The 21,897-nt window shown below is 70.0% G+C and carries 16 protein-coding genes; 11 read left to right on the top strand and 5 right to left on the bottom strand.

Annotation, left to right across the window (positions count from 1 at the left end; genetic code table 11):
- The first annotated feature begins 38 nt into the window (after nt 1–38).
- Nucleotides 39–1,289: a hypothetical protein gene (locus D7V80_RS00930; RefSeq protein WP_120586370.1), complete on the top strand. Its 1,251-nt coding sequence runs from the start codon at nt 39–41 to the stop codon at nt 1,287–1,289.
- Between the two features lie 70 nt (nt 1,290–1,359).
- Here D7V80_RS00930 and D7V80_RS00925 read toward each other — a convergent pair whose 3' ends face one another.
- The gene (locus D7V80_RS00925; RefSeq protein ID WP_120586369.1) at nt 1,360–3,393 is read right to left on the bottom strand and encodes a membrane dipeptidase; all 2,034 of its coding nucleotides are present in this window, start codon (nt 3,391–3,393) and stop codon (nt 1,360–1,362) included.
- A gap of 153 nt (nt 3,394–3,546) precedes the next feature.
- Between D7V80_RS00925 and D7V80_RS00920 the strand changes: the two genes are divergently transcribed.
- Entirely contained in the window at nt 3,547–4,695 is a 1,149-nt protein-coding gene (locus D7V80_RS00920) for a hypothetical protein (RefSeq protein WP_147446954.1), read from the top strand.
- A 3-nt stretch (nt 4,696–4,698) separates the two neighbouring features.
- Here D7V80_RS00920 and D7V80_RS00915 read toward each other — a convergent pair whose 3' ends face one another.
- Together D7V80_RS00915 and D7V80_RS00910 are read right to left on the bottom strand one after the other, a co-directional pair.
- Nucleotides 4,699–7,491 carry a hypothetical protein gene (locus D7V80_RS00915; RefSeq protein WP_120586367.1) on the bottom strand — a complete coding sequence of 931 codons (2,793 nt, stop codon included), beginning with the start codon at nt 7,489–7,491 and terminating at the stop codon, nt 4,699–4,701.
- On the bottom strand, nt 7,488–10,127 hold the full coding sequence (locus tag D7V80_RS00910) for an ATP-binding protein (protein WP_120586366.1): 2,640 nt from the start codon (nt 10,125–10,127) through the stop codon (nt 7,488–7,490). Before D7V80_RS00910 ends, D7V80_RS00915 begins: the two co-directional genes overlap by 4 nt.
- A gap of 179 nt (nt 10,128–10,306) precedes the next feature.
- Between D7V80_RS00910 and D7V80_RS00905 the strand changes: the two genes are divergently transcribed.
- The 6 genes from D7V80_RS00905 (at nt 10,307) to D7V80_RS42100 (ending at nt 15,076) form a co-directional block, all read left to right on the top strand.
- A complete protein-coding gene (locus D7V80_RS00905) occupies nt 10,307–11,545 on the top strand; it encodes an efflux RND transporter periplasmic adaptor subunit (RefSeq protein ID WP_120586365.1) in 1,239 nt (412 codons plus the stop codon).
- The gene (locus tag D7V80_RS00900; RefSeq protein ID WP_120586364.1) at nt 11,542–12,240 is read left to right on the top strand and encodes an ABC transporter ATP-binding protein; all 699 of its coding nucleotides are present in this window, start codon (nt 11,542–11,544) and stop codon (nt 12,238–12,240) included. The genes D7V80_RS00905 and D7V80_RS00900 overlap by 4 nt, the downstream gene beginning before the upstream one ends.
- On the top strand, nt 12,237–13,403 hold the full coding sequence (locus D7V80_RS00895) for an FtsX-like permease family protein (RefSeq protein WP_120586363.1): 1,167 nt from the start codon (nt 12,237–12,239) through the stop codon (nt 13,401–13,403). Before D7V80_RS00900 ends, D7V80_RS00895 begins: the two co-directional genes overlap by 4 nt.
- A 3-nt stretch (nt 13,404–13,406) precedes the next feature.
- On the top strand, nt 13,407–14,564 hold the full coding sequence (locus tag D7V80_RS00890; RefSeq protein ID WP_120586362.1) for an FtsX-like permease family protein: 1,158 nt from the start codon (nt 13,407–13,409) through the stop codon (nt 14,562–14,564).
- A gap of 80 nt (nt 14,565–14,644) precedes the next feature.
- Nucleotides 14,645–14,890 carry a hypothetical protein gene (locus D7V80_RS00885; protein ID WP_199738326.1) on the top strand — a complete coding sequence of 82 codons (246 nt, stop codon included), beginning with the start codon at nt 14,645–14,647 and terminating at the stop codon, nt 14,888–14,890.
- Nucleotides 14,891–15,076 carry a hypothetical protein gene (locus tag D7V80_RS42100; RefSeq protein WP_199738325.1) on the top strand — a complete coding sequence of 62 codons (186 nt, stop codon included), beginning with the start codon at nt 14,891–14,893 and terminating at the stop codon, nt 15,074–15,076.
- On the opposite strand, the gene D7V80_RS00880 is transcribed toward D7V80_RS42100, so the two are convergent.
- Entirely contained in the window at nt 15,064–15,426 is a 363-nt protein-coding gene (locus tag D7V80_RS00880; protein ID WP_120586361.1) for a YciI family protein, read from the bottom strand. The genes D7V80_RS42100 and D7V80_RS00880 overlap by 13 nt on opposite strands.
- Nucleotides 15,427–15,550: 124 nt before the next feature.
- Between D7V80_RS00880 and D7V80_RS00875 the strand changes: the two genes are divergently transcribed.
- Together D7V80_RS00875 and D7V80_RS00870 are read left to right on the top strand one after the other, a co-directional pair.
- Nucleotides 15,551–17,992 carry a penicillin acylase family protein gene (locus D7V80_RS00875; RefSeq protein ID WP_120586360.1) on the top strand — a complete coding sequence of 814 codons (2,442 nt, stop codon included), beginning with the start codon at nt 15,551–15,553 and terminating at the stop codon, nt 17,990–17,992.
- A 55-nt stretch (nt 17,993–18,047) separates the two neighbouring features.
- Nucleotides 18,048–19,301, top strand: coding sequence for a polysaccharide deacetylase family protein (locus D7V80_RS00870; RefSeq protein ID WP_120586359.1), 1,254 nt, complete (start codon nt 18,048–18,050; stop codon nt 19,299–19,301).
- Between the two features lie 4 nt (nt 19,302–19,305).
- Here the strand turns inward: D7V80_RS00870 and D7V80_RS00865 are convergent, their stop codons facing one another.
- Nucleotides 19,306–20,403 carry a hypothetical protein gene (locus D7V80_RS00865; RefSeq protein ID WP_120586358.1) on the bottom strand — a complete coding sequence of 366 codons (1,098 nt, stop codon included), beginning with the start codon at nt 20,401–20,403 and terminating at the stop codon, nt 19,306–19,308.
- Between the two features lie 289 nt (nt 20,404–20,692).
- Here D7V80_RS00865 and D7V80_RS00860 point away from each other — a divergent pair, with 289 nt between their 5' ends.
- Nucleotides 20,693–21,829, top strand: coding sequence for a CapA family protein (locus tag D7V80_RS00860; RefSeq protein WP_120586357.1), 1,137 nt, complete (start codon nt 20,693–20,695; stop codon nt 21,827–21,829).
- Nucleotides 21,830–21,897: the final 68 nt, after the last annotated feature.

Here is a 21,897-nt window from a genome sequence, read left to right as displayed (position 1 = left end):
CTTTCGCCGCACCCCACCCCACTTGAAAGGGAAGTCCTTTGAAGCCTTCACCCTTCTTCCGCGCCTCCGCGCGTCTGCTCCTGACGCTCTCGCTCGCCTTCACCGCGGCGGCCTGCAGCGACGACGACGACAAGACCCCGGACGCCGGCACGGACACCGACGGTGGCACGACGACTCCGATGTACGCGTTCGTCGCGCAGGTCAGCGTCGAGGGCAACTCCACCAGCTACATCGTCCTGACGGAGACGCTGGATCCGGCCATGCCGCTGTCCACGACCAACGCCACGCAGATCAACGGCCGCGCGCTGGGCTCCGGCATCGCGAAGACGGGCTCCATCTTCATCTCCAGCAGCGCAGGCGCCACCGTCACCCGCTACAACCTGACGGCCGGCAACACGCTGGAGAAGGCCGGTGAGGTCACCTTCGCGGGCAAGGGTGTCACCTCCATTGGCGAGTACCAGAACCAGTTCCAGTTCGTCTCCGAGACCAAGGCCTACTACTTCGACGGCCGCAACTCGCAGGTCATCATCTGGAACCCGAAGGACATGACGCTGACGAACAGCATCTCGCTGCCGGAGATGACCATCGCCGGGAGCTCGACGACCTTCGCCTCCAACCCGATCCACGTGGCCAACAAGGTGCTGATGCCGCTGGGCTGGCGCGCGGGCGCCGCCGTCACCAAGCAGGCGGGCATCATCGTGGTGGACACCACGAACGACACCGCGATGGTGGTGAAGGATGATCGCTGCGGCTACGTGCGCGACGGCATCGTGGGCACGGACGGCAAGGTCTACCTGGCGACGGAGGCGTACGGCGCCGCGGAGAAGCGCGTGTCCGGCACCAACCCCAGCGTGCCCACCCCCTGCCTGCTGAAGTTCGACCCGGTGACGAACACCTACGACAAGGACTTCTTCAAGGAGCTGGGCACGCTGACGAACGGCGGCGCCACGGGTTCGCTGCTCGCGGGCCCCAACGGCACGGGCTACCTGCGCGTGCTGGATGAGACCGCCTACCCGGTCGCGCCGGACACGGTCGCGCGCACCCTGGCGAGCGCCGTGGCCTGGAAGTGGTGGAAGCTCGACCCGGCCGCCGGCACCAACGCGACGCTGGTGGACACGCTGCCGGCCAGCACGGGCAGCTCCTTCCTGTACGAGCTGAACGGCCGCACGGTGTTCAGCGAGTTCACCAACAACAGCGGCACCACGAACTACCGCGAGCTGACGGACCTGAGCGGCAACCTGGTGGCGACGCACCAGGGCCTGTCGTTCTCCTTCCTGCAGCTGCGCTAGCCCTCCGAGCCTCCTGGAGCATCCGGCCCCCGGGACTCGAAGTCCCGGGGGCCGTTTCATTGCGGGGAACTCAGGTGCACATCAGCCAGGAGCACTTGCCGGACTGGCACTCGCGGCCGGAGGAACACAGCGAGCCCTTGGGGCGCTTGTTCACACACTTGCCGTCGTTGGTGCCCCAGCCGCAGAACTGGTTGGAGGCGCAGTGCGAGTCCGCGGAGCAGGTGCAGACGCCCGGGATGTCACCGCAGTCGTCCCACGCGCTGCACAGGTTGGACTTGCACTCCTGGTCGAAGCGGCACGTCTCCGACACCAGCTTGGTGCTGGGGGCGTAGGCCTTGCCGCAGATCTTCGGATACGACGCCTCACGGGTGGCCTTTGCGACGTAGGGGTCGACGCCGCCGGTGTCGATGTCGTTGGCCGCGTCCGCCATGCCGGTGCGGGTGCCGCTGGCGCGCTCCCACATCCGGATGAAGTTCTCCGAGGAGCCCTCCAGGCCCGTGGTGTTGACGCCCAGCTGCTTCAGGTCCCTCACCACGTCCGGCAGCAGGCCCACGTGGGCCAGGCCGTACACGTCGAAGTCGGTGCCCAGCGGCGGCGGGCCGGAGACGCGCTGCTGCTCTTCCTGGGCGTCGGCCTCCGCGCGGAAGCCCGCGGAGCACGCGCCGAAGTCACCGAAGCGCGGGCGCGTCTGCTGGATGAAGCCGTTCAGGTCCGCGCCGAAGCCCATGTTGACCTTGAGGCCCTGGCGGCCGAACTCGTACGCCTGCGCGAGCGAGCGCGTGGAGCCCTGGCAGTTGTTGGCCACCGGCGTGCGGTTGTAGTTGCGCGTCTCGTCGTGCGCGGTGCGCAGGCCGAACATGCCGCCCGTCTGGCGCACGTAGCGGATGACCCACGACGGCGTCGTCTTCTCGTTGGCGGCCAGGTCCGGGTTCATCACCTCGCGGAAGTGGCCGTGGGAGATGTAGAGCGGGTAGTACGTCCGCGCCTGGGACAGGGCATAGGCGTCCTGGACGCTCTTCTCGGACATGTGGGCCATGTCGATGAGCATCCCCTTGTTCATCATCTCCTGGACCAGCGCCTTGCCGTCCGCGGTGAGGCCCTTGGTGTTCTTGCAGTTGGCGTCCACGTCGAAGCCCAACGTGAAGCCGTTGCCGGTGAGGCCGCAGTCCGTGTCGATGTGACAGTTCTCCAGGAACTGGGCCACCTGGAAGATGGCGTTGTGCGGGGCCGCGCCGCCAAAGCGGTTGTCCAGCTGGTGCACCGGCTGCAGCGAGCGCACACCCAGCGAATGGACGCGGTTCAGCTCCGCGCGCCAGTCCTTGGTGCCGAAGAGCTTGCTGGACTCGATGGAGAGCACCATGGCGAGCTTGCCCTGCGAGATGATCTGCCGGGCGTGCGCGGGCGACAGGGCGATCTCCGCCCAGTCCGTGCGCGCGTCGAAGTCGCGGGCCATCTGGAGCTGGACGTCCACGTCCATCATCTCGTCACAGGGCCGCTTGAGGTTCTGGTACGGCAGCGCCTTGCAGAGGAACTCGTTGCTGACGAGCGACACCATGACCAGGGACATGCCGCCCTGGCGGGCCTTGTTCAGCCAGCCCTCCCACGCCTGCTGGTGCGCGATGGTGTCCCAACGCGGCCACTGGGTGGGCGTCTCCATGCGGCCCAGGTGCAGGCCGGTGTCGCCCTCGGTGCCCTCCACCTGGCCGATGACCTCCGACGCCACCGCGCCGCCCACGCCGAACACGTCGGACAGGATGGGGATGCCGCCCAGGTTCACGCTGCCGGAGTTGGGACAGAGGTTGAGCATGTCGCGCAGGTCCATGCGGACGCGCGCGTGGTCGCTCTCCGGCATGCCGCCGTCACAGCTCGCCAGCGTGCCGGTGTGACCGCCGTGGAACCACCCGCCGCCGAAGGCTTCTTCCGCGAACATGTGGTGGTGCATCTCCGCGAAGCCGCCCACCGCGAGCGGCTGGGCCACCTCCGCGGGCGCTTCCACGGGCGCGGGCGGCTCGTCGGAGACAGGCCCGCAGGCCAGCGCGAGCGACGTGGCCGCGAGCAGCGGTGAAGACAGAAATCTTGAGACAATTCGGGAGCGACGCGACATGCGGTGCACCTTTCCGGGTGGAGGGGCACCGGGCGTATCAGCACCTGTTCCAGCTAATCAAATCTCACAGCCTAAGCGTGGTGACGCATGACATTGACGCGCTGCGCGGCACGGCGGGTTGTCTCCTGCTCGCGCCGTGGCCATGTGTGCTTCATGGCGGCCACCGACACGCTTCCAGACCTTCCATTGCCGGAGCTGCTGAAGCGCGTGGGCTTCCGGCGGCGGCGGCGGGGGTTTGGCTCGGCCACCCAGCTGCTCTGGAACAGGGTGGAGAGCAACGCCTCGCTCCTCGCGCTGTGCCGGCACCGCAAGGACCTCACCGACGAGGACGAGACCATCCTGGCGCAATGCCAGGAGAAGCTGGATGCCGCCCGGTGGTGCCTGGACAAGCCCATGGGGCGCTGGTCCTTCTCCTACTGGGAGCTCATCCATGAAGTGGACGGGCTGCTGCTGATGGTGATGCCCGCGTCCATGCTGGTGCCCCGGGCGCTGGAGATCCAACAGCAGTTCGAGCGCCGGGTGACGGACTCGCGGGCCCGCCTCTGGCTCGGCGCGGACAGGACGAGCGGTCCCCTGCCCCGGTGCGTGCACGGGCTCACCCGCCTGGACGAGTCCGAGAGCGGAGCCGCCGCTCACCCGCCCCTCGACGCGGAGCAGGACCGCTACTGCCGCAGCGTGCTTCGCGGGGCGCTCGACTCCGTCAACCAGCAGGTGGACAAGACGTTCTGGCAGCTCTCCATCAATGTCACGCTGCAGATCTTCAGCACGCTGCTGCTCCTGGCGGTCTTCGTCATCTCCTTCCTGCTGCTCTCACGGGAGCTGATCCAGACCTGGCCGAGTGAGTTGATTCCCCGGGGCCTGCTGCTGGTGGGTTTCGCGGGGGCGTCCGGGGCCATCATCTCCAACATGCTGTCCAAGGAGCGCTTCGTCGTCGCCACGGGAGCGACGAGCCGCTTCTTCGCCTACCACCTGATGGTGAAGCCCGTCATCGGCGCGTTCGCGGCGCTGATGCTCCTGTTCCTGGAGCAGTCCCGCATGCTGCTGTCCGTGGACACGCGCACGGGGAGCACCGGAGTGGATCCCAGCCCCGCCCTCTTCCACATCGTCGTGAGCGACGAACAGGCCGTGTTCTTCACGCTCATGGCGCTGGCGGTCGTCGCGGGCTGGTCCGCCGACAAGCTCCTGGGCTCCATCATGGACAAGGTGCTGGGCCGGCTCCTCGGCCAGTCGGAGAAGGTGCTGCCTCCGTCCAGCCCCGCCGCCCCTCAGCAGCCGCGAACGCCGGCGCCATCGCAGCGGTGACGCTCAAGCGGGCGCGGGGGCTTCGTGGCGGGGCACGGCCCTCCGGGCGAAGCGGGCCAGCGCGTCCAGCAGCTCGTCCACCATGTGCAGGGCGCTGGGGCGCCAGGGGGCGGTGAAGCGCGCGTCCATGCTCGTCCGGCGGATGTTGGACAGCCACTCGTGCACCACCCGCTCGGAATAGCCCGCGCTGCGCGCCGCCTCGTGCAGCAGGGAGTATTCGCGCAGGAGGAAGGTGGAGAACGTGACGGGATCGTCCGCGCCCACCGCGATGGGCACCGGCGGCGGTGCGCCGTCCTCCGCGAGCGGGGGATTGAGCCGCAGGATGGGATGGTTGCGCAGGTCCAGCAGGTTGCCGATGAGCAGGTTGCTGGACGGGTTCACCTCCACGACGGTTCCCCGCGCGCTCACGTACCGGCGCATCCCGTCCTGCACCGACCGGAGCGCGTCCACCTCCGACGCGTCCAGTGGGATGTCCACCAGTTGCTGTCCCCGCCTGAACACGCCCTCTTCCTCCCGATACGCCCTGAGCACTCGCTGCACCTCCTTCGCGTTGAGCACCCGGCTCCAGTCCAGCCGGTAGAAGGTCCGGCTGAAGGCATCCAGCCCCACGCCGCCCTCCTCGCGCGACAGGGGCGGGCACCAGAGGTTGTGCAGCACGTGGTGCGCCTCGGCCAGCACGTGCGGCGCGACACAGTCACCGAAACCGAAGACCGCTTCGGACAGCTCGCGCAGCATGTTCTCCACGCGTTGCGGCCGTCCGGGCGGCGCCTCCGCGGCCAGCGCGGGTGGCAGCCGGTAGTCGCTGTAGAGCCGCCACTCGAAGACCAGGTCCCACAGCCGGTCCTCGACCGGCATCATCACCACGCCCACGGACTCGGCCCACCTGCCGGGCTCCACGCCCAGCGCGGTGGCGTGGCCCAGCCGTCCTCCCGTGCGGTCCAGCAGGTAGTGCAAGCTCTCGTAGATGCGGCGCAACCCTTCCATGAGGTGCCGGTAGTCCTCGCCCACGTGCGAGGTCAGCCGGAGCGGCGGAGCCGCCCGAGCCTCGCGCTTCGTCGCGGCGCGTGCCGCGCCCCAGCGCACGTAGCGGTAGAGCGGCGCCAGGACCCACGTGGGCACGCTCAGCTCGTCCGACGCCACGTCCAGGCCGCGCACCAACCAGAGCGACAGCGGCACCGCCCGCAGCAGGTCCACCAGCGCCTCCACCTGCACCGACTGCAGCGCGAAGTAGTCCGAGAACCGGCCGCCCAGTTGCACACGCCCCTCGGGCACCGGCTCCGCGTACGTGCCCATGCCGTGAGCGGGGGGCTGGCCCTTCGTCCAGTGCCGGCTCGGGTCCCGGGCCTTGAGCAGGTGCAGGACCACGCCGAACTCCGGCGGACGTCCACCCATGGCTTGCTCCCCCGTGCGGACCAGCACCCCCCGCCATGAGCGCGCGAGGGAGGCCAGCTCCTCCGCGATGTTGATGGGATCGTCCGAGAGGCTCGTGCGGACCTCCAGCGCGGCGATGGGTTGCCCCCCGCCCGCCACCGCGTAGGACACCTCCGTGCGCACGGCGCGAAGGGGACGCTTCAGCGCGCCGGGACGGCCATAGAAGCGGATGAACCACTGGAGGCCCGCGGTCATGGGCCGCTGCACGTAGGCGCGGTAGCTGAGGCACCGCACGCGCTGGACCTGCCAGAAGAGGCGGTCGAAGTGCACGTCGTGAAGGCCCGCGTGCTCCAGGTTGCCCAGGTGCGTGAGGCCCGCGCGCACCAGCCAGCGCTCGCCTGCGTTGGCAGTGCTCAGACGCAGCCGCAGGGCGACGGGGTCACACCGCCGCCACACCTCGTCGAGCGTCTCGGGCGGCTCAGACACGTTGCGGGCCGCCATCGGGTGGAGGTCCTCGTAGAGGCCGCGCAGCTCATCCAGCTCCGGAAGGACTTCCCGCCGTCCCCGCGAGAGCGCCTCCAGCGTCCGTGAGAGCACGCGCCGCCGTTGCGGCAGCCATGCTTGGGACTGCGCGAGGCCGTGCACGAACTCCAGGAGCGGAGGCGTCTCTTCCCGCAGCAGGACCTCCCCGAGGACACAGCGGGTCACCGCCGCCGCCAGCAGCCAGCGCAGCATCACCTCCGCGTCATCGAAGGGAAGCCCGGGCCCCATCAGCGACCGGGGATCCAGCTCCGGGTCGCCCACGGCGGACAGCAGCGAAGCCCACAGCAGCGTGAAATCCATGCCCGCGCCGACGTGGTGATGGACCTCCGCCACGCCGCGATCCAACAGGCTGCGCACCAGCAGCGGCGGTTCGATGTCCACACGCGTGGGAGGCGGCTCCACCGGAAGTGCCGCCAGCAGCAGGTCCTCCGGCATCGCGAAGGTGAGCCAGCGGTAGTGCGTCAGCGCCTCCACCGCCTCCGCGCCCGTGCCCTGGAAGATGACGGTGACGCCGGGCCGGCGCTCCAGGTGGGTGCCCGCCAGGTGCCGCAGGTAGTGGAGCATCGACACGCCCTCGCGCGGCGCCCGCCGGAGGCTTGCGTGCCCTCGCGAGGGAAACCAGAACGCGTCGCGCACGGCGATGATCCGGTCCAGCGACCAGCCGCTGGCGTGCTCGGACAGGCTCTTCTCGCAGTCGCGCCAGAGCGCCTGCGTGGGCGCGCCGGCCGCACTGTCCAGCGACGGCACCAGCTCCGTCAGCGCCGAGCGGAACGAGCCAAGGCTCGTCAGCGGAAAGCTGGCCACCTCCGCGCGCACGTAGGCCTCCGGGATGCGGCGGGGAGCCAGGTTGCCCTGCGGTGGGCGCGCGCCCTCGCGGCTCACGCGATCCCGTCCGGGGACATGAGGGGAGACATGCCCAGCACCACATCCGCCAGGGGATCACCGTCGTGGTCCATTACAGCGAACCAGGCGTCCACCATGGCGTCGAGCCAGCCATAGTACGTCTCCGGCGCGCGCCCGCCACCCGCGCCGAGCGCCTGACGCAGCGACTCCGCCGCGCTGGAGCAGTTCAGCGCCTCGCGCACCCGCTGCTTCCGGAGCGCGTCCAGCCGGGGTGCCTGGGCGCGCCAGTCCTGCATCAGGGTGTCCCAGCCTCCTTCCGGATCGCTGACGCCGGGCGACTGGCGCAGCAGATGGCGCGCGTCCGGAGCGAGCGCGAACTCTGGCTGGACCTGAAGGGGTAGCACGTCGCGAAGCCAGACCTGCGCCGTCCAAAGCCGGTCATTTCCGGCGCTATCCTTGCGGATCCGCGCGACGAGTTCCGCCACTTCGGCGCGCACCTTCTGCTCATAGTGCACCAGCGCGTCCGCCAGCACAGGCGCCTTCAGCACGGACAAGACGCCCTGGGATTCATTCCAGTCCCATTTGCCCAGCTTCCCGCCGGAGACGGAGCAGATGTTCTCCACCCACGCGGCCTGGATGAAGCGGGCGCGCAGCGCGGTATCCCGCTTGTCATCGATGGTGAGGAACCCATCGGAGATCCGCTCGAGGAACGCGCGCCACTGCGCGGTGAGGACGCCGAACTCGATGAAGGTGCTCCACGCGGGAGGCGTCCACCAGAACCCGGCCTGGACGAAGGGCTCTCCGTGAGCGCGGCCCGCCCAGAGTTCGTGCACGGTGGCGACCATCTCCGGGCTCATCTCGAGCGCGGTCAGGTCCGCGCTCAGCACGCGGGGCCGCTCGAAGAGCATGAGGACATCGTGCAGGAGCATGAACCAGCCCGCGACGTTCGAGGGCAGCGGGGCTTTACGGCCAGGTGTTTCCAGGTCCTCCAGCACCAGCACCACCTCGTGGAAGCGGCGCAGGTGTATCTCCGTGCCCAGCACCCGGGCATCTGCCCCCATCCCGTTCCCACCGGGAGCGCGCGGAAGCCCCTGCAACACACCATGAAGGCTGGTGCGCTTGGAGCGGCGGATGGGCTTGCCGGTCAGGTCCAGGCAGACGCGTCCCTGGTCGTCCAGCCGGAGGATGCGGTGGTGCAGCTGCTCGCTGGCCCAGGCCGGAAGCTCGCTCTCGTCAATGGCGTTGCGGAGCATCGCCGCGGCGATGCGGACCACGGGCTCGCCCTGCTCCGGATCGGCGTCCGGGCCGGTCCCCGCCGAGGAGCTCAGCACCTCGCGCCGGACGGCGTGCCAGAGGTCCTGCAGGGTCCTCGCGGGCAGCGTGAGCGCGATCCTCCCCATGTAATTGGGGAGTGGTTCGTCCGGACTCGCCTCGGAGGCGGGGGCCTCCGCGCCTTCGATGCGGAGCGCTTCGCGGTAGAAGCTCGACACCTCGGGCGTGAGCTGGCGTGCCAGGTCGAAGAGGTCGGCGAAGGTGTTCAGCCCCCGCGATTCCTTCTGCTTGCTGATGGGAAGACGCAGGCGCCCCAGGAGGGAGCCCAACGTCTGTAACGTCTCCCCCCGTCCATCCACGGGGAATCGCCAGGCCTCGTGGGCCGTCACCGGCTCCAGGGCGATGCGATAGCTGGGGGGAAACGCCCGGCGCAGCGTGGTGGCCGCCTGGCGCCGGGCGATGGCGAGCGTCTCCTCCTGACCGCGCAAGCCGATGCCGGCCTGGCCGGAGACGATGAGCTCCTTCTGGAAGGAGCGCTCCATGAAGCGCTGAAACTCCTGGTGGCCGGCGGCCAGGACGAACCACAGGTGGCGGCTGGCCACCATGCGCGTGAGCTTCACGATGTTGTAGAGGTGCTCGATGCTGCGGTCCACGTTGTCGATGGGCAGCACGAGCACCACCTGGTTGCCGCCGGATGCGCCGAAGCGAGGCATGGACAGCGTGCACGCCACGTCCTTCATGGCTTCGGCGAAGCGCGATTGAAAGGTGGCGTAGATCTCCGACGTGCGGATCTGCTGCTCGGCGCGCACGCGGGCATCCGTGGTGGAAGGAATGTCCTCCCACATGAACGACGCGTCGCGGATGAGATGATCCAGCTTCCCCCACGTCTCCTCCGCCCCCTCCTCCAGGATGGAGGTCGACCACCGGGCGGATTCACCGCAAGCCCCCTTCGCATGCCGGGGCTTGTCCAGCGCGGCCCGTATGCGGACCAGCAGCGTGGCCAACAGGTTGGCCTGGGAGGAGACGGGCTCCAGGTCGAGCGGCTCCAGCCACAGGATGCGCCGTTCCAGCCGGCCCAGGGTGCGCGACAACGCGGCCACCTCCGGGCCGCTCGCATTGCCGACGAACTTCTTCCAGTCCCGCAGCGCCTCCACGGCGCTGAGCAGGAGGGTCGTCTTGCCGGAGCCCCGGGCGCCGGAGACGAGGAGGCTGGTGGAGAGATGCTCGGTGTTGGACTCGTCCGCGCCACCCGCGCAGGCCGCCTCCAGCCAGGCGAAGAGCTCCCGGAGTCCCTGACGGGTGGGAGTCAGCAGGTCGTCCCACGCGAAGGCCTGCGCCTCCGCCTGGGGCGTGGGCAGGTACGGCTGACCCGCCTCCGGGGCATCTTGCGGTGTCGTGGCCATGGCCTCGGAGGATGGGCGGGCGACCCCGCCATGCGAATCACCCTGAAGTCAGGCGGGATGTCGCGAGGTGGAAGCAGCGCGGGCGCGAAGTCCGGCGAGCGGCGCCCCGCTCGTGGCACACCGCCCTCCGCCTCCCTACCCTCATCCTCGAGGGCCCGGGGTCCTGGCCCGGAGGTGCCATGGCCGACTCACAGTCCCAGACCGCGTTGAGCGCCCTGCGCATCGACCGCTCCGCCGCCCCCGTGAAGCGCCGGCGCAGACCGCGCTGGCTCATCGCCGCGGGGCTCCTGGTGGCGGTGCTCGTCCTGGTGGCTGCCGCGGTGGCACGCCGAGCGCCCACCGTGCGCGTGGCCGAGGTGCGTGAGCCGCTCCCCGGCGAGCAGCAGACGGAGCTGTCCGCCTCCGGCTACGTCGACTCGCGGCGCCGCTCGGTCATCGCGCCGCTCGTCGCGGGCCAACTCGTGGAGGTCGCCGTGGAGGAAGGAGAGCCCGTGCGGCAGGGCCAGGTGCTTGCCCGGCTGGATGACCGGGATGCCCGCGTGGTGCTGGATCGCGCCAAGGCTTCGGTGCGGGCCTCCGAGGCCCAGCTCGCCTCCTCCGAAGCCCAGGCCGTCAACGCGCAGCGCACCACGCAGCGCACGCGCAACCTCGCCCGGCAGGGCGTCATCCCCCGGGCTCAGCTCCTGGACGTGGAGACCGCGGGCCGCGCCACGCAGGAGTCCCTCAACCTGGCCCGGGCGCAGCTCGCCGCCGCCCGCCGGGCGAGCGAGGCGGCCCGCCTCCAGCTCATGCACACCGTGGTGCGCGCGCCGTTCGACGGCACCGTGTCGAAGAAGCTCGCGAACGAGGGCGCGGTGCTCGCGCCGGCCGCCCTCACCGGCACCAACCTGGGCGGCATCGTGGAGCTGGTGGACCTGCACGCCCTCGAGGTCGAGGCCGAGGTCAGCGAGGAGCAGCTCTCGCGCATCCACATCGGCCAGCCCGCGCTCATCTTCCTGGACGCCATGCCGGAGCGCGCCTTCCCTGGAACGGCGACCACGGTGCGCCCCGCCATCGACCGCTCCAAGGCCACCGCCACCGTGCTGGTGCACTTCCAGTCCGTCCCCCAGGGTGCACTGCCGGACATGGGCGCCAAGGTGTCCTTCCTCCGCCAGCCGCTGCCTCCCGGGGAGCTGGCCGCGCACGGACAGCCCCCGCGCGTGCCCGCCAGCGCGGTGGTGCGCGACGCGAAGGGCGCGGCCGTGTGGGTGGTGAAGGACGGGCGGCTCACGCGCCAGCCGGTGCGCGTGGGCGAGCGCGTGGGAGACGAGGTGTCCCTGACACAGGGCCCAGGGGCGGGCACGCAGGTGGTGGTGGCCCCGGACCCGAAGCGCCTTCGCGACGGCCGGCGCGTGAAGGTGGAGGCGGGCAGCGGATGATCCAGGACGCGCGACCCGAGGCCCCGCCCCCCATGGTGCGCCTGAGGGGCGTGTCCAAGACCTACCGGCGCGGCACGGTGGAGGTGCCCGTGCTGGCCTCGGTGGACCTGACCATCGGCACTGGCGCCTTCGAGGCGTTCATGGGCCCGTCCGGCTCCGGCAAGTCCACGCTGCTCAACCTCGTCTCCGGGTTGGACCGGCCCACCACCGGTGTCGTCGAGGTGGCCGGCCGGGACCTGTCGGAGTTGGATGACCGGGAGCTCAGCGACTGGCGCGCCGCCCACGTGGGGTTCGTGTTCCAGCTCTACAACCTCATCCCCGTGCTCACGGCGGCGGAGAACGTGGAGCTGCCCCTGTTGCTCACGCCGCTGACGCGCGGGGAGCGGCGCCGGCACGTGGCCGCGGCGCTGGAGCTCGTGCGGCTGGGCCACCGCGAGAGCCACCGCCCGCCACAGATGTCCGGCGGCGAGCAGCAGCGCGTGGCCATTGCCCGCGCCATCGTCACCGACCCGGACCTCATCATCGCGGACGAGCCCACGGGGGACCTGGACCGCAAGGCGGCGGAGGCCGTGCTGGATCTCTTCGGCGTGCTCCACCGGGAGCTGCACAAGACGCTCGTCATGGTGACGCACGACCCGCAGGCCGCCGAGCGCGCGGGCCGCGTGCACCACCTGGACAAGGGGGTGCTCCAGTGAACTACGTGGGATTCGCGAGCCGCGACCTGATGCGAAACCCGCTGAGGCTGACGCTCACCGTCCTCGCGGGCGCGGTGGGCGTGACGGCCTTCATCTTCCTGAGCACCGTCGTCGACCTCTTCTATTACAACGCGCGGGCGGCGCAGGTGGACCGGCTCATCGTCCGCAACAAGGTGTCCTTCACCCAGCCGCTGCCGCTGTCCTATTACGCGCGCATCGCCGCGCTGCCGGGGGTCACCGCCGTCACGCACCAGGAGTGGTTCGGCGGCAAGCTGGGCGACACGCAGAAGGACTTCTTCGCCAACTTCGCCGTCGACGCACACACCTTCCTGGACGTCTTCCCGGAGTTCGTCGTTCCCCCCTCGCAGCTCGCCGCCTTCCGCGGCGACCCGTGCGGCGCGCTCGTGGGGGAGCAGCTGGCCCGGCGCTTCGGCTGGAAGGCGGGGGACCGGGTGACGCTCAAGGGGCAGCTCTACCCTGGCGACTGGACGTTCAACGTGCACGGCATCTACCGCGGCGCGCGGCCCGGCGTGGACACCAGCACGCTGGTGTTCGGCTACCGCTGCCTCAACGAGAGCGACCGGCTGACCGCGAACATGAAGGACAAGGCCGGCATCTACGCGGTGCGCGTAGACGACCCGTCGCGCTCGGCCGAGGTGGCGGCGGCCATCGACCGCCTGTTCGACAACAGCCCCTACCCGACGAAGACGGAGAGCGAGAAGGCCTTCCAGCAGGGCTTCGTGGCCATGTCCTCGGCCATCGTCACCGCGGTGCGGGTGGTGTCCAGCGTCATCCTGCTCATCATCCTGCTCGTCATCGGCAACACGCTGGCCATGGGCGTGCGCGAGCGCACCCGGGACATCGCCACCCTGCGCGCTCTGGGCTTCCGCCCGCGCGCCGTGGTGGCGCTGGTGCTGGCCGAGTCCTCCTTCATCGGCCTGTGCTCGGCGGCGCTGGGCGTGGCGGCCGCGCCGGTGCTGGTGGGAATCTTCGCGAAGCTCATCGCCTCGCGGTTCGGTCCCATGCCGGACCACCTCACGCGCGGGCACACGCTCTGGGTCTCCGCGCTCGCGGCGGTAGCGGTGTCCCTGCTGGCGGGCGTGGGGCCGGCGCTGCGCGCGGTGCGGCTGCCCGTGGCGGAAGGCCTGAGGAAGGTGGCCTGAGCGATGGTGCCGCTCTTCTACAACGTCCGCAGCCTGTGGGCGCGCCGGCTGTCCACCGGCCTCACGGTGGTGGGGCTGGGGCTCGTCGTCTTCGTCTTCTCCGCGGTGCTGATGCTGGCCAACGGCATCGAGTCCGCGCTGGCCTCGGGTGGAGACGCGTCCAACGTCGTCGTGCTGCGCAAGGGGGCCACCAGCGAGCTGGTCAGCGGCGTGGAGCGGGACGCGGTGCGCATCCTCTCCACGGATCCCCAGGTGGCGTCCGGGCCGGACGGCCAGCCGCTGGTGGCCGGAGAGCGGGTGGTGCTGCTGACGCTGCCCAGCGGACGCACGCAGGCGATGAACACGTCGGCGCGCGGCATCAGCGCGGAGAGCTTCGAGGCGCGGCCGGAGGTCCAGCTCGTCTCCGGGCGCAGGCCCCGGCCGGGCACCAACGAGGTGGTGCTGGGCCGCTCGCTCGTCGGGACCTCGCCAGACGCCACGCTGGGGGGGGAGCTGCGGTTCGCCCGGCAGCGCTGGCCGGTGGTGGGCGTCTTCGCCGCCCGGGGTGGCGCCTTCGAGTCCGAGGTGTGGGCGGACGCCATGCGCCTGGGCACGGCCTTCGGGCGCGAGGACTACAACTCCGCGGTGGTGCGGCTGCGCTCGCCCGCGGAGGTGGAGGCCTTCGTGAAGCGCGTGGAGGCCAACCCGCGCTTCACGCTGGAGGCCCGGCCGGAGCCCGAGTACTGGGCGGACCAGGCCAGCGGGCTGGCCGCCTTCATCCGCGTGCTGGGCCTCTTCGTGTCCTTCGTCTTCAGCGTGGGCGCGGTGTTGGGGGCGATGATCACCATGTACGCCCAGGTGGCGACGCGCGTCGCGGAGCTGGGAATGCTGCGCGCGGTGGGCTTCCGGCGGCGCAGCGTGCTGGCCAGCGTGGTGGTGGAGTCCGCCATGCTGGGCGCGGCCGGGGGCGTGCTGGGCGCGCTGGGGGCGCTGGGCACGCGGTGGATCCACATCCGCACGCTCAACTTCCAGACGTTCGCGGCGGTGAGCTTCGGCTTCTCCCCCACCCCCGCCATCCTGCTGGGCGCGCTGCTGTTCGGCACGGCGATGGGGCTCCTGGGTGGGCTCTTGCCCGCGCTGCGCGCCGCGCGCCTGTCCATCCTGGACGCGCTGCGCGCCTGAAGGCCTGGGCCCATGAACACCTCCCCCAGCCGCGGGACGCGCATCACGGGCTCCCCGCCGCGTGGGGCCGGGCGCTGCTGATGGTGATGCTGCTCGCCGGCCTCGCGCTGCTCGCGTCCTCGGAGGCGTTCCAGTCCCTGCTGGGCCGGGCCGTCGACGCGGCGGCGCCCATCATCTCCACGCATCCCGTCTGGGGCGCGGGGCTGTTCGTCGTCCTCTCCGCCCTGTCGGCGATGCGGGCCTTCTTCTCCAGCGCGCTGCTGCTGCCGGTGGCGCTCCAGGCCTGGGGGAAGGCGGTCTGCGCGCTCCAGCTCTGGCTGGGCTGAATGCTGGGCGGCGCGTGCGCCTACGGCATCGCCCGCGCATGGGGCAGGCCCGTCATCCGCCAGCTCACCTCCGAGAACCTGCTCGCCCGTTACGAGGAGCGCATCTCCCGGCGCTACGTGAGGCTGTGCCGCGGCCGCGCCGCCGTAGGACACGGCGTGCGCGGCCGCGCCGCTCACGGGTCGTAGCAGGGACCGCACTGGCGCACCTCGACGGTGGACCACTCCGCCGCGGGGCACTGCGTGGCCCACTCCACCGCCTCCTCGCGCGTCTCCACGTTGATGAGGAAGAAGCCGCCGATGATCTCCTTGGACTCCGTGAACGGCCCGTCGATGAAGCTCAGCTTCCCGTCGCGCCGCACTACCCGGACACCCTCCTCGTCCGAACGCAGGGAGTCCGCCGCCACGAGGATGCCTCGCTCCTGGAGCGACGCCCCGAAGCGCAGCATCCGCTCCATCCGGTTCGCCGACACCCGCTTCTCCTCCTCCGTGAACGCCTTGCTGTTCCCCACCTGCTTCACCACCAGCATGTACGACATGGCCCGCTCCTTTTGGGCGCAGCCTATGCCACCGGTCCCACGCGGTCGCCACCACCCTTGTGGTCGGGGATACCGGGCTTAGAACGGATATCCTTGTCAGCCCTGTCTGCGAGGCTGACGACCCATGCGCACATCCCGAATCGCCCTCTCCCTGTGCCTGACCCTGACGGCGTTCAGCGGCTGCCGGAACGACGATCCACCCGCGCCCTCCGCGCTCAAGGCCACCCTCCACCGCACGTCCTACGGCGTCCCGCACATCCAGGCGGATGGCTATCGCAGCCTGGGCGCGGGCATTGGCTATGCGCAGGCGCAGGACGCGGTCTGCATCCTCGCGGATCAGTTCCTCAAGGTCCGTGGCGAGCGTGCTCGCTACCTGGGCCGGGGCCCGCAGGACGCCTTCCTCGAGAGCGACTTCACCTACCTGGGGCTCGCGCTGCGCGCCCGCGCCGAGGCCCGCTTCGCGGAGCAGTCGCAGGAGCTGCGCGACCTCGTGCAGGGCTATGCCGCTGGCTACAACCAGTACCTCGCGGACGTGCCAGCGGATGAACGTCCCGAGCCGTGCCGGGACGCCGCGTGGGTGAAGCCCATCAGCGCGTACGACCTGCTGGCGTACCACCTGGACCTGTCGCTGTTCGACACGCTGATCCCGCTGCTGGGCTACGTGGGCAACGCGCAACCACCGGGCGCGGAGACGGGAGGCGAGCGGCTCCAGTCGAGGCCGCTCGCGCTGTCGCCGCGCAAGGACGAGCTGGGCAGCAACGGCTGGGCGCTGGGCCGCGAGAAGACCGCCAGTGGCCGGGGCATGCTTGTGGCCAATCCACACTTCCCCTGGGAGGGCAGCCTCCGCTTCCACGAGAGCCACCAGACGATCCCCGGCAAGCTCGACGTGTACGGCGTGTCGCTGCTGGGCGTGCCGGCGATCAACATCGGCTTCAACCGGGACCTCGCGTGGACGCACACCGTGACGGCGTCGAGCCACCTGACGTTGTACCGGCTCAAGCTCGTGCCGGGCGACCCCACGGCGTACGTCTATGACGGAACGACCCGCCGCATGACGTCGCGGACCGTCACCGTCACCGTGCGGGGCGATGACGGCGGCATGACCCAGGAGACGCGCACGTTCTGGCGCAGCCACTACGGCCCCATCCTGGCCGGCCCCGGCGCGGACTGGACGGGCGAGACCGCGTACACGACGCGCGATGCGACGGAGGACAACCCGCGCTTCGCGGAGCACTGGGTGCGCTTGAACACGGCCCGCGACCTCGACGAAGCCGCGGACGTGGAGCGCACCGTGCGCGGAGCGCCCTGGGTGAACACGCTGCTCGCGAGCGCGGATGGAGATACGCGCTACGTGGACGCGTCCCGGGTCCCCTACCTGAGCCCCGCCACTGTCGCGGCGTATCGCGACTCGCTCGAGTCCACTCCGGACGCGCCGGTGTTCGCGTCACTGGGGCTCGTCCTCCTGGACGGCAGCACGTCCCGTGATGAATGGGTGGGACTGGACAGCGAGTCGCACGGCCTGGTGCCGACGACGGTCATGCCGCAGCTGCGCCGCACGGACTTCGTGATGAACGCGAATGATCCGGCGACGTTCACCAACCCCGCCCAGCCGCTGCTCGACCTGCCCTTCCTCTACGAAATCTTCGGGACGCGCGGGCGCATGAGCACGCGCTCGCACATGAACCTCACCCTCATCACCGAGCAGGGCGACACCGCGGCGGCCGGGAGCGACGGGCGCTTCACGCGTGAGGAGGCCGAGCAGGCCATCCTGAGCAACCGCACCTGGGTGGCGGAGCAGCTGCGCGCGGCCGTGGTGCAGCGCTGCCAGGGCGCGGAGCCCGTGGTCGTCGACGGCGCGCCGGTGGACATCGCGGAGGCGTGCCAGCTGATCTCCGCGTGGGATGGCCGGCTGGAGCTGGACCGCGCGGGCGCCATCGTCTGGCGCGAGTTCCTCAACGGATTCAGCCGCTCCGACCTCGTGGACCGGGGCGCCCTCTTCGCGCAGCCCTTCGATCCGGCCCGGGCGGCGGTGACGCCGGCGGGCCTGGTCCCGGCGCCTGAGTCCGGCGTGGATCCGGTGAACCAGAAGCTGGCGGAGGCCGTGGCGCTCCTGGGCAAGGCGGGCATCGCGGTGGGAGCGAAGCTGGGGGACGTGCAGTTCGCGTGGAAGGGCGACCGCAAGGTGCCGCTGCACGGCGGCGCGGCCTTCGAGGGCGTCACCAACGTCGTCGGCTATTCTGGCGCGAACGCGACGCTGCTGCCGCAGTCCCAGCCGAAGGGCCCGCTGCTCTCCCCTGGCACGGGGCTCACGCCGGAAGGCTACCTGGTCGACTTCGGGACCAGCTTCCTCATGGTGATGGAGTTCACGCCGGAAGGGCCCAGGGCGAACGCCATCCTGTCCTACGCGGAGTCCACCGACCCGGCCTCCCCGCACTTCGCGGACCAGGCGGACCTCTTCTCCGGCAAACAATTCCGGCCCGTGCTGTTCAACAAGGCGGACATCCTCGCGGATCCGGCGCTCACGACGCTGGAGCTGCGCATCGGCGCCACGTCGAAGCTCGAGTAGCGGCGCGTGCACAGGTTGTGGGTGAAGCCTTCGTGCACAAGGGGGAGCACCCACCATGGAACACACGACCCGAGCCACCGCCCTCCTGCCCGGCCAGGTGGTCGTCTCGCTGAACTTCGACGACTGCCTGGCCTCCCAGCTCATCGGGGCTTCGGCCATGGAGGCCCGAGGCATGCGGGGGACGTTCTTCATCAACAGCAGCCGGCTGGGACAGTCCGGCCGCCTCACGCTCGCCCAGGTGCGCGCGCTCCGGGACAAGGGCCATGAGATTGGTGGCCACACGCTGACGCATCCGCACCTCACGGAGCTGTCGGCGGACGCGCAGCGCAGGGAGATCTGCAACGACCGGGTCGCCCTGCTGAACGCGGGCTTCCGCGTGACGTCCTTCGCCTATCCCTTCGGAGACAAGGACGCGACCACGCGGCAGATCGTCATCGACTGCAACTACAACTCCGCGAGGGAAAGCGGCGGCCTGCGAACCACCTCCACCGGAAGCAGCCCGGCCGCCGAGCCCGTGCCTCCCACGGACCCGTACGCCATCCGGACCCACGGCTCCGTGCAGGCCACCACCACACTCACGGACCTGAAGAACTACGTGCTGCGCGCCGAGGACTCAGGCGGCGGCTGGGTGCCCATCGTCTTCCACCACATCTGCGGGCCGTGCGACCCACCGCAGACCTATTCCATCTCGCCCGCCAACCTGACGGCGTTCATCGACTGGCTGGCCACCCGCGCCTCGCGAGGTACCACCGTGGCCACGATGGACGCCATCATCGGCGGCGTGCTCAAGCCCCCGGTGAGCTGGCCCCCCGCGCAGCTCTTGAAGAACCCCTCGCTCGAAGCGGACAGCAACGGCGACGGGACGCCGGACTGCTGGCAACGCGGCGGCTTCGGGAGCAACACCTTCACATGGACACGGACGTCGGACGCGCACGGCGGCAGCTGGGCGCAGCAGGTGCGCATCACGCAAATCACCGACGGAGACCGGAAGCTCATCACCCGGCAGGACGACAGCAACTGCACGCCCACGCCGGTGACAGGGCATCACTACCGGATCACCGCCTGGTACAAGGCCACCACGCAGGTGCGGTTCAAGGCGTACTACCGCAACAGCGCGGGCGCCTGGACCTACTGGTCCCAGGGGCCGCTGCTGCCCCCGCGCAGCAGCTACACCTTCGCGGAATGGACCACCCCCGCGACGCCCTCCGCGGCGAAGGCCCTCAGCGTGGGCCTGTCCATCGACCAGGTCGGCACGCTGACGATGGACGACTTCACGCTCGCCGACATGGAGGCGAGCGTGTCCGCGTAGGACCTCAGCCTTCGAGCTGTTCCGCCGTGAGGCATCCGGCCGCGAGGTCCAGATCCTCCAGCGGGATGCGCTGGATGTGCTCACGGGGCTCGTCCACGTTGTCGCGGTACTTGTGCGAGCCGCTCTCGTAGGTGACCCAGATCTCGCCATCGATGATGTTCACGCCCTGGGCGTAGGGGTCGATGAGCCCGTTGCCGATGTCCACCCGCTGGTCGATGTCCGCCGAGAAGGTGTCCTCGGTGGACGTGAAGGGCTGGTAGACGAGCTTCTTGTCGCCCGTGGTGAAGATGATGCCTCCGTCCACCACGGTCATCCCCTGCGCGCGGTCCGGAGCACGGATGGGGCCCTCACGAGAGTCCTCGATGAGCTCGCCGGTCTTCTCGTCGAGCTTGTACCGCCAGACAGCGCCTGCCTTGCCATCGCCGTCCTTGCTGTAGCCGCCGATGTACGCGTAGCCGTCCTTCACGGTCATGAAGCTGCCGGCGGAGACAAGGCCGATGCCCGTGGCCGGATCCGTCAAGCCTTCAGGCTTCGGGACATCCATGACCTGCGAGGGCATGGCCTCACGGCACTCGTTCTGCGCGGCTTCAATCTCCTCGCGCGTGTAGACGTAGATGTGATCCGTGTCGGAGACGTAGACGTGGTCGCCATCCGTGGAGACTCCGCCACCATGGCTGGGAGGGCCCGCGGGCGGCGGTCCACCGAGCACGGCCTGATGCGTCTCCTTCCCCGAGTCCTTGTCCTGCACGGACAGGAGCACCCGGTGGTCGTCGTTGTAATAGGTCGTGAGCACTTCACCGCGCCCGGCGTCGTAGCCCTGTCCCTGGGGAGTCCACCCGGCGTCCAGGTGGATGAACTCCGGGCCGACCTTCTCCCCCTTGCTCGCCTTCGTCTGGGGAGAATCCACGCTCGCGGGAGCCGTGGCCGCAGGCGTGTTCCCGTAGCCGCTGAGGTTCACGGGGCTGGCCTTCGCCGCGTCCAGACCGTCCTGGAAGTACGGCGCGGCGGAGGGCGGAGGCGTGGGGGGAGCCGGGACCACCGGAGGCTTCGTGACCGCGGCCTGGACCGTGCTGACGACCTGGCGGATGAGGGAGCTGATCAAGGGCCTGCCTCCGGTTGAAGGTGCTTCAGGGCATGAATCCTACACGGCGGGATGGTGCCATCTCACCCGCCTGCCCCGAGGCATTGTCGGCATTCGGCGACCCAGAGTTTCCACTTCCCTATTCATTCAAATGTTCCAGGCAGCAAGCTCGACCTGGCGCGTCAGCGGCTGGATGGCGCCTCGAGGCCTGCCAGCTGCCGGTGGTGGACCGCATCTTCCTTCAAGGGGGAGCACGCCATGCCCAGCTACGAGGAGTACCAGGAGCCCTTCACCGCGTACTTCGTCAACGATGACTCCTGACCACCAGTCCAAGAGGCTGGTTTCCCTCTTCCTCTGCGGCGACGTGATGACAGGCAGGGGCATTGATCAGGTCCTGCCCCACCCTGCTCCACCCGGCATCCACGAAGCCTACGTGCGCGATGCCCGGGACTACGTCGCGCTCGCCGAAGAGCGCAATGGCCCCATCCGCAAGCCCGTCGGCTTCGGAGACATCTGGGGAGACGCGCTCGCCGCGCTGGAGCAGGCCGCGCCCGACGTCCGGATCATCAACCTGGAGACGAGCATCACCACGAGCGAGCAGTGGTGGCCCGACAAGGGCATCCACTACCGCATGCACCCGGAGAACGCCGCCGGTCTCACGGCGGCCCGAATCAGTTGCTGCGCGATGGCGAACAACCACGTGCTGGACTGGGGCTACCCGGGGCTGTCGCAAACGCTGACCACCCTCCACCGTCTGGGAATCGCCACCTCAGGGATGGGTGAGGACCTGGAGGAGGCCCAGCAGCCCGCGCTCCTGTCCTTGGGGGCCGGGCGGCGAGTCGTGGTGTTTTCGTGCGGAGATGTCAGCAGCGGCATTCCGCCATCGTGGGCAGCGGGAAGAGACAGGCCGGGCGTGGACCTGCTGCCCGACCTGTCCCCCACCACGGCGAGGCACCTGGGCAAACGGGTGGCGGCCCTCAAGCGTGAAGGCGACGTCGTCATCGCCTCCATCCACTGGGGCGAAAACTGGGGCTACACGGTGCCCCGGGCGCAGCGGGACTTCGCCCATGCCCTCATCGACGAGGCTGGCGTGGACGTCGTCCATGGCCACTCCTCGCACCATCCTCGCGGCGTCGAGGTCCACCAGGAGAAGCTCATCCTCTACGGCTGCGGCGACTTCCTGAACGACTACGAGGGCATCCACGGCCACGCGGACTACCGGCCGGACCTGGCCCTGATGTACCTGGCGTCAGTGGATCCAACGAACGGCCAGCTCGTCAGCCTGCGCATGCACCCGATGCAGCTGCGCCAACTGCGGCCCCACTACGCCTACCGGAGGGACGCCGAGTGGCTGTGCGGCGTCATGGACCGCGAGACACGCCGGCTGTCGTCCCGGACGCGACTGGGTTTGGATGGGGAAAGCGCTCTCGTTCTCCAGTGGGATTGAGTCTCTGTTGCGACTGACGCAACGACAGCCTGCAAAGGATTGCTGTTCCCCCGCCGCGCGAAGTTCAA

The organism is Corallococcus sp. CA054B, assembly GCF_003611625.1.
Lineage (GTDB): Bacteria > Myxococcota > Myxococcia > Myxococcales > Myxococcaceae > Corallococcus > Corallococcus coralloides.
The sequence above is the reverse complement of the archived record's forward strand: the minus strand, read 5'-3'. Positions and strand labels throughout refer to the sequence as shown.